General features: G+C 64.0%; 7 protein-coding genes. 2 read left to right on the top strand and 5 right to left on the bottom strand.

Features of this window, described 5'->3' with window-relative positions:
• Positions 1-72: 72 nt before the first annotated feature.
• The 3 genes from CWO89_RS13855 to CWO89_RS13845 all read right to left on the bottom strand — a co-directional run bounded on the left by CWO89_RS13855 (position 73) and on the right by CWO89_RS13845 (position 2,976).
• Entirely contained in the window at positions 73-825 is a 753-nt protein-coding gene (locus tag CWO89_RS13855) for a VOC family protein (protein WP_130579265.1), read from the bottom strand.
• Between the two features lie 2 nt (positions 826-827).
• On the bottom strand, positions 828-1,622 hold the full coding sequence (locus tag CWO89_RS13850) for an enoyl-CoA hydratase (protein ID WP_130579263.1): 795 nt from the start codon (positions 1,620-1,622) through the stop codon (positions 828-830).
• Positions 1,623-1,767: 145 nt separating this feature from the next.
• A complete protein-coding gene (locus CWO89_RS13845; RefSeq protein ID WP_130579262.1) occupies positions 1,768-2,976 on the bottom strand; it encodes an ABC transporter substrate-binding protein in 1,209 nt (402 codons plus the stop codon).
• Positions 2,977-3,495: 519 nt separating this feature from the next.
• Here CWO89_RS13845 and CWO89_RS13840 point away from each other — a divergent pair.
• Positions 3,496-4,236 (top strand): hypothetical protein, encoded by a 741-nt coding sequence (locus CWO89_RS13840; RefSeq protein ID WP_130579260.1) that lies wholly within the window; start codon positions 3,496-3,498, stop codon positions 4,234-4,236.
• Between the two features lie 145 nt (positions 4,237-4,381).
• Entirely contained in the window at positions 4,382-5,416 is a 1,035-nt protein-coding gene (locus CWO89_RS13835) for a LysM domain-containing protein (RefSeq protein WP_130579258.1), read from the top strand.
• Between the two features lie 138 nt (positions 5,417-5,554).
• Here CWO89_RS13835 and CWO89_RS13830 read toward each other — a convergent pair whose 3' ends face one another.
• Positions 5,555-6,181, bottom strand: a complete 627-nt coding sequence (locus tag CWO89_RS13830; RefSeq protein WP_130579256.1) for a methyltransferase family protein — start codon at positions 6,179-6,181, stop codon at positions 5,555-5,557.
• A gap of 25 nt (positions 6,182-6,206) precedes the next feature.
• Positions 6,207-7,256, bottom strand: a complete 1,050-nt coding sequence (locus tag CWO89_RS13825; protein WP_130579254.1) for an NAD-dependent epimerase/dehydratase family protein — start codon at positions 7,254-7,256, stop codon at positions 6,207-6,209.
• Positions 7,257-7,279 lie beyond the last annotated feature (23 nt).

The raw sequence follows: 7,279 nt of genomic DNA, 5'->3' as shown, positions 1-7,279 counted from the left end.
GCGCAGCGTGCCCACCTTCTCTTGCACCGACCGTGAATGGTGGGCACGCTGCGCTTTGCCCACCCCTACAAGTCAGTGCATCAGGCGGAACGTTACCCCACCCAACGAGAATTCATCGCCGGCGACGTTCAGACCTTTCTTCCCGGCAGCGTCGCGGACCTTCGCGACATCGGCGACCTTGAACGTGAGCGCGCTCATGATCTCGCTTTCGCCGTTGACGAAGCGGAAGCTGCAATTCGGCAGGCGTAACTCGGCCTCGCCGTTCACCGGCCAATCAAGAATCCGCCCCCAATGCTGCGCCAGCGCTTGCGGCTCCGGGCTCTGCATCTCGACTTCCGTCAGCGCCTGCGTCACATCTTTTCGGATGTGTTTCTGCCACTCCGGCCCGGCCGGGGGATAAGGCCCCAGAACATCGTCGCTGCCATCGGTGTGGTTGAACTCGATGAAGGCAGCGCGGCAGTCGCGCGGGTGGAGCTGCACGCCGTGATAGGGTGCATGCGTGATGACGTTCGCGGTGCGCACGCCGATGGCATTGGCATGCGCGCCACGCGCGTCGGGATCGTCGCAGCAGAAGATCGCCATGTAGCCGCCGCGGCCGCCGGTCTTCTCGATGAAGCGGCCCGCGGCCGTGCCCGGCTGGAACGGCGCCACCACTTCGAGCAGGATGGTGTCGACCGGCAGCAGCGCGTTCTCCAGCCCATATTTCGCGACATTGCCGTCGCGATAGCAGACGCTCAGGCCCATGATGTCGGCGATGTCAGAAATTACGGGCGCGAGCTGTGGGGCCACCAGGCAGATCTGGCGCAGCCTGAGATAGCCGGCCATCCCTACTCGCCCTTGAAGACGGGCTTGCGCTTCTCGACGAACGCCTTGGCCGCTTCCTTGTGGTCGGCGGTCTCGCCGCAGCGGGTGTGATGGATCGCTTCGCCATCGAAGCAATCCTCGAGCGACAGATGCTCGGCATTGTTGATGTTGCGCTTGATGAAGCCGAGCGCGATCGACGGTCCCTGTGCCAGCGACATCGCAAGCTCGCGTGCGGCGGCGTCAATCTGCGCATCCGGCACCACCTTGGTCACGACGCCAAGCGCATGCGCCTCCTGTGCAGTGAGCACCGGAGAAGTCAGATACAATTCGCGCGCCTTCGCGCTGCCGAGGAGCTGGGTGAGGAAATAGGTCCCGCCGTAATCGCCGGAGAAGCCGACCTTGGCGAAGGCGGTCGTGATCTTGCATGACTCGCTCGCCACGCGCAGGTCGCAGGACAGCGCGATCGAGAGCCCGGCGCCGGCCGCCGCGCCATCGAGCTGCGCCACCACCGGCTTTGCCATCTGATGCAGAATCCGCGAGACCTCCATGCCGCGGCGCAGATTGGTAAGCTTGGCCTCGAACGGCAGCGGCGCCCGGCCCTCCGCCATCGACTTCACGTCACCGCCGACACAGAAGGTGCCGCCGGCGCCCTTGATCAGCACCGCGCGCACCTCGTGATCCTCGGCCGCCCGCCGCGCCGCCTCGACCAGGCCGCGCGTCATATCCGGGTTCAGCGCATTGCGCCGCTCCGGACGATTCATGGTGATGGTGAGCAGGCCGTTGTCGAGGTTTTGCAGGACGATGCTGTTTTCAGTCATGGGATTCGCTTTCTTGGTTGTTGGTTCTCGACATCATATCCCCCGCCGTCATTGCGAGCGCAAGCGAAGCAATCCATCTCGCCGCTTGCGGAGGCATGGATTGCTTCGTCCGCTGCGCTTCTCGCAATGACGACCACGTTTCGCGTCACTTCTTCACCAGCGGGCAGCGCGAGTTCTCCAGCGATTGGAACGCCTCGTTGCCCGGAACGGTCGCGAGCAGCTTGTAGTCGTCCCAGCGTCCCTTCGACTCGGACGGCTTCTTCACCTCGAACAGATACATGTCGTGCACCATGCGGCCGTCCTCGCGGATCCTGCCGTTCTTGGCGAACATGTCGTTGATCGGGGTCTGCTTCATCACCTTCATGACAGCCGCGGAATCCGTGGTGCCCGCGGCCTTCACCGCCTTCAGGTAATGCGTGACGGACGAATAGACGCCGGCCTGCGCCGAGGTCGGCACGCGCTTGGTGCGCTCCATGAAGCGCTTGGTGAACGCGCGGGTATCGTCGTTCAGGTCCCAATAGAAGGCTTCGGCAAGCAGCAGCCCCTGCGCTGTGTCGAGCCCGACGCTGTCGATGTCGGTGACGAAGGCGAGCAGCGGCGAGAGTTTCTGGCCGCTCTTGGCCAGGCCGAATTCGGCCGCCTGCTTGATCGCGTTGATGGTATCGCCGCCGGCATTGGCAAGCCCGACCACCTTGGCCTTCGAGGCCTGCGCCTGCAGCAGGAAGGACGAGAAATCCGATGTGTTGAGCGGATGGCGCACGCTGCCCAGCACCTTGCCGCCGGTCTTGACCACGACATTGGTCGTGTCCTTCTCGAGATCCTGCCCAAAGGCGTAGTCGGCGGTCAGGAAGAACCAGGTGTCGAGGCCGGACTTCACCGCCGCGAGACCCGTCACATTGGCCTGCGCGAAGGTGTCGAACACATAATGCACGGTGTAGGGCCCGCAGGCCTCGTTGCTGAGGCGGATCGAGCCGGGGCCGTTGAAGATGATGATCTTGCCCCGCGCCTTGGCGATCTCGCCCGCGGCAAGCGCGGTGGCGGAAGCCGCGACGTCGAAGATCATCTCGACGCCCTGGTTGTCGAGCATATCGCGCGCGATGTTCGCGGCGAGGTCGGCCTTGTTGAGATGGTCGCCGACGACGACTTCGACCTTGCGCCCCAGCACCTCGCCGCCGAAATCCTCCACCGCCATCTTGGCGGCGGCTTCGCTGCCGGGGCCGGTGATGTCGGCGTAGAGGCTCGACATGTCGAGGATGCCGCCGATCTTGAGCGGCGGCGGCTTGCTTTGCGCCGGCGCCGCGGTGGCCGAGACCGCCAGCATGCAGGCGAACGCGCCTGACAGAATTCGTTTCATGAAGCCCTCCCGGTTCGTCAGCCACATTGACTGTGGTCTACCATTTTGCGGCGCGATCATGCCGCATGGGATTGATGGCAGCAAGCCGCGGCAACGCATGAATCCATCTTTGGTTTTCCGCTAAGCGGAATGATCGTCGGCGTTGTCAGCCGCACGAAATATCTCGATGTTCATCGAAGTTTGTGGTCGCGGCGGCCGGACCAGGCAGCGCTTTGACCGCGGATCGCCGTCCCAAGCAGCGGCTTGCAAATCGAGCCCGTAAGCGCGCCGGATATGCCGCAATCAAAAGCGCGTGCCCAGCCGCTAACTTCGTTTGCCTCCCGACGGTCGCCATGTTCTCGCCAAGTTCCCGCCCATTCCCCTAGCTCACGACAAACATTAACGAATCCCGCAGATCGTGTTGCTCCCGAGACACGCCGCAACAGTAAAGCCACGCTACGCGTACCGCTTTTGTTGCGGTTGCGAGCGCGCCGGGGTTACGGTCATCGGCAATATTCGGTAGCGCTTCGAGGAGGAGCCATGAACGCATATCGCGGCCACACTGGACTGGTCGGCCGGCATTTGTCTCCGCGGCTGCGCGCCATCGCGACCGCGCTGTTGCTGCTGCTTCCGGTCGTCGCAAGCCCGGCGCAGGCTGCGCCGGAATCGGCGGCCGCTCGCGCCTCCACCGCGCACGTCTATATGCTCCGAGGGGTGTTGAACATCTTCTCGCTGGGACTGGATCAAATTGCCGCCAAGCTGCAGGGCCAGGGCATCCAGGTGACCATCAGCAATTACGTATTCTGGTCGTCGCTCGCCAACGAGGCCGCGGCCGAATACCGAAGCGGCAAGACCAAGACCATCATCCTGGTCGGCCACTCCTCGGGCGCGACCTCCCTGCCCGACATGGTCGCGAGGCTGGACCAGCTCGGCGTTCCCGTGAAGCTCGCAATCGGGCTGGACTCGGTGTTCCACACCAGCCTTTCCGGACGCGTCGGACGATACGTCAATTTCTACGTCGCCAACGGCGCCGGCACGCCGGTCGAAAGGACCAGGGGCTTCCAGGGCACGCTGGAGAACGTCAATGTGGCGAGCGTGCCGGGTGTCGGGCACCTGACGATCGAAAAGAACCAGATCATGCAGCAGAAGGTGATCGGCGAGATTGACGCCGTCGTCTTTGGTCGACCGAGTCCGGCATCGCCAACGAGGCGACGGCAGCCGAGTGAGGCAAGCGTCGCCGCACCACCACGGGCGGCCAGCGCGGCTGCTGCTCGCAACTGATCCTGGGCCGATCGAATTGCGGCGCATTCGTTGCGCCGCAATTCTGCCAATTCCTGCGCGATAGTCCATCCTGAACGCGGGCAAGTGGCCTGCCGGCGATCGAGAGCCGGCGTATCTGCGCGCCGAAACCACAGGCGGAAGGCGCATGATCAATCCGAAGCCGGTTATGGCCATTGTGTTCCGGGCGATGCTTATCGCCTGCGTCTGGTCGGCTGGTTGCAATTTCACACTCGCGGCTCCCGCCGCAAAGCAGGCCAATACCGCCGCTGCGGTGGCGGCACCGCCGCCGCCTGCCCCGGAACAGCCCCCGCCGACTCCACGCGTGCGCGCCTATCTGTTTCGTGGCGCGATGGGCCCGATTTTTTCGCGCGGCATGGATCAACTGACCAGCCGCCTCGAGGAGGTCGGCGTCCAGGCCGACGTCTACGAGTTTACCATCTGCCGGCTCATCGCCGCGAAGGCGATCCGCGAATACAAAAAGGATCCTCTTCCGATCGTCCTGATTGGGCACTCGATGGGCGGACTCTGCTCCGTGATATTCGCCGAGGTCCTGCAGCAGGAAAATATCCCGGTCAACCTGATTGTCGCCATCGATCCGGCGCACGCAACGGGGAAAGTGCCGCTCAATGTCGAGCGCTTCATCAATATCTTCATGTCCGACAGCGTGCTGGGGGGCGGCGATGTCGTCGCGGAGACAGGCTATCAGGGCCACTATGCAAGCTACGACTTGAAGGATCACTCGGAAGTCACCCACATCAACATCGACAAGATGGACACCATCCACGACCAGTTGGTGAATGCGGTCGTGCAACTCGGGACGACACCGATGCAGGTCAAGGGCGAGACGGCGCCGCTGCGCTACATCGTTCCATCGGATGCGCCGCTCGAGCTGTGGGATAGCGGCATTCCGCAATTCGCCCGCGCAGGCGACACCTTGCAGAGCCTCGCCACGGCGAACCACGTCCCGCTGTGGGCGCTCACCCAGGCCAATCAGCTACCGGATAACGCCCCGCTGACCGCCGGTCAGCGCATCGTCATTCCGCGTCACCTGATGCCGATCGCACAGCAGCCCGCCACGACGGCGACGGCTGCGGAGCCGGCAAAGCGACCGACAAGTCCCGCTCCCCGCTCTTCGCGGGGCCAGGCTTCGGGCGAGAAGTCCTCGCCGCGACCACGGTGACGGATTTCTGCACGTAGCCCGGGTGGAGCGGAACGCGCAAACCCGGGGCCACTCGCAAACGCTGAAGCAGATGTCCCGGGTTACGCTGACGCTCCACCCGGGCTACGGCACGCTGATTTAGGCAGAAACCATCCTGCGCTAGCCGGCCGGCATGAACGGGATCAGCATCGGAACGCGCCGGCGATAGGCGCCATATTCCTCCGCGCCGAGTTCGGCGCTGAGGAATACCTCCTCCATGCGGGCCTTCTGCGCCATGCCGAGCGAGATCAGCACTGCCCCGAGGATCGCCGTCACCGTCCCGACGGCAATGCCGGTGACCAGCATTCCTGCGATCAGGCCGGTATAGATCGGGTGGCGCACAAGGCCATACGGCCCGGTGTCAATGACGTGGTGGCCTTCCTTGTGCGTGATAGCGTTCGACCAGAACCGTCCGAGGTGGATTCGCGCCCACCACGTGAAGGAGATTCCGGCAAGCGTCAGGACCGCCATCACATAGATGCCGAGGCTGCCGAACTGCCACAGTGGCTTTTCACCCAGGATCCTTCCGGTCCACGGCAGGAACAGGATCGCGCCCAGGAGGATGGGGATGCGGTACCTCAGCGACTCCGAGGTCATGACATGCTTCTTGGTCTGGCCGGACCACACCGACGCCACGACCCAGCTCGTGACCCACAGAATCCAGATGATGGCGAGCAATTGGGTGGGCCAGGTGGCGGTCCACCCGCTCCAGACAAACGCGAACCATTGACCAGGGTCTTGCGACATATTGCAACCGTATCAGGCGATTGGATCAGACGCCAAACCGGCGCGTGGTATTGAACGATTGGGCGCCCGGGCTCGACGCCGGTTCCCATTCCGCCTGATTGTGACCGGAGCCAAGCAGATGCGCAATGGTTTCGCGAAGCACGGGCTCGACTGGCCCGGGCGCATAGCCGAGTTCACGCTGCGCTTTTTCGATCGACAGCGCCTCTGCCCGCCGCGCGATCCGCACCCCTTCAGCTGTACCGGATGGCGGCCGGTGGGTCACGTGATCGGCAACGAACTCCAGGAGGCCCGCGGTGATCTCAGCGAGGCGGCCATTCATCGCAAGGCGCGGCGTGCGGCGGCCCCGGACATGCGCCATAATCCGCAGCACCTGCTTCAGCGCGATGCCTTCGCCGCCGAGAATGTAGCGATGTCCGAACTGCCCGCGTTCCATGGCGAGGATCAGCCCTGCCGCGACATCGCGCACGTCAACCAGGTTCACGACGAAATCCAGATAGAGCTGCACGCGCTGGTTCAGGAAAAGCCGGAGCATCTCCGTCGGCGGCGTGAAATTGTGGTCGTGGGTCCCGATCGGCATCGTCGGGCAGCCGATGACGACAGGATATCCGGATGTCGCCTGTTGCATCGCGTAGCGTTCGGCGAGCATTTTCGAGCGCGTATAGGGCCCCGGCATGTTGTCGGGCAATAGCGCATCGTCGGCCAGGCGATCGTCCGATCGCGAGGCGCGGAACAGGATTGATTCGGTGGAGCAGTGCAGGAGCCGCTTCACGCCACGCTTGCACGCGGTCCCGATCACGACCTCGGTGCCGCCACAGTTGACGTCGTGGAAATCGGCCTTCCGCGGCAGCCACATCCCGGGCAGCCCGGCAAGGTGATAGACCTCGTCGACGCCGTCGATGGCGCTGTGCACGAGGTCGCGGTCAAGCACCGATCCCTTGACATACTCGACCTTCGGCAACGCTCGCGACGGCGGCTGCAGATCAAGCACGCGCACGTCGCTGCCTTGCGCGACAAGCGCCGAGACCAGGTGCTTGCCAATGAAGCCGTTACCGCCTGTAACCAGGATTCGTGTCATGCGGTGGGACGCAGTACGGCTGG

The sequence above is a fragment of the Bradyrhizobium sp. Leo170 genome, from assembly GCF_004296405.1.
Lineage (GTDB): Bacteria > Pseudomonadota > Alphaproteobacteria > Rhizobiales > Xanthobacteraceae > Bradyrhizobium.
The sequence above is the reverse complement of the archived record's forward strand: the minus strand, read 5'-3'. Positions and strand labels throughout refer to the sequence as shown.

Bases quoted from the DNA above. Each gene is read 5' to 3' on its own strand.
- CWO89_RS13835 (WP_130579258.1), top strand. From the start codon at position 4,382: ATGATCAATCCGAAGCCGGTTATGGCCATTGTGTTCCGGGCGATGCTT.
- CWO89_RS13845 (WP_130579262.1), bottom strand. From the start codon at position 2,976: ATGAAACGAATTCTGTCAGGCGCGTTCGCCTGCATGCTGGCGGTCTCG.
- CWO89_RS13855 (WP_130579265.1), bottom strand. From the start codon at position 825: ATGGCCGGCTATCTCAGGCTGCGCCAGATCTGCCTGGTGGCCCCACAG.
- CWO89_RS13825 (WP_130579254.1), bottom strand. From the start codon at position 7,256: ATGACACGAATCCTGGTTACAGGCGGTAACGGCTTCATTGGCAAGCAC.
- CWO89_RS13840 (WP_130579260.1), top strand. From the start codon at position 3,496: ATGAACGCATATCGCGGCCACACTGGACTGGTCGGCCGGCATTTGTCT.
- CWO89_RS13830 (WP_130579256.1), bottom strand. From the start codon at position 6,181: ATGTCGCAAGACCCTGGTCAATGGTTCGCGTTTGTCTGGAGCGGGTGG.
- CWO89_RS13850 (WP_130579263.1), bottom strand. From the start codon at position 1,622: ATGACTGAAAACAGCATCGTCCTGCAAAACCTCGACAACGGCCTGCTC.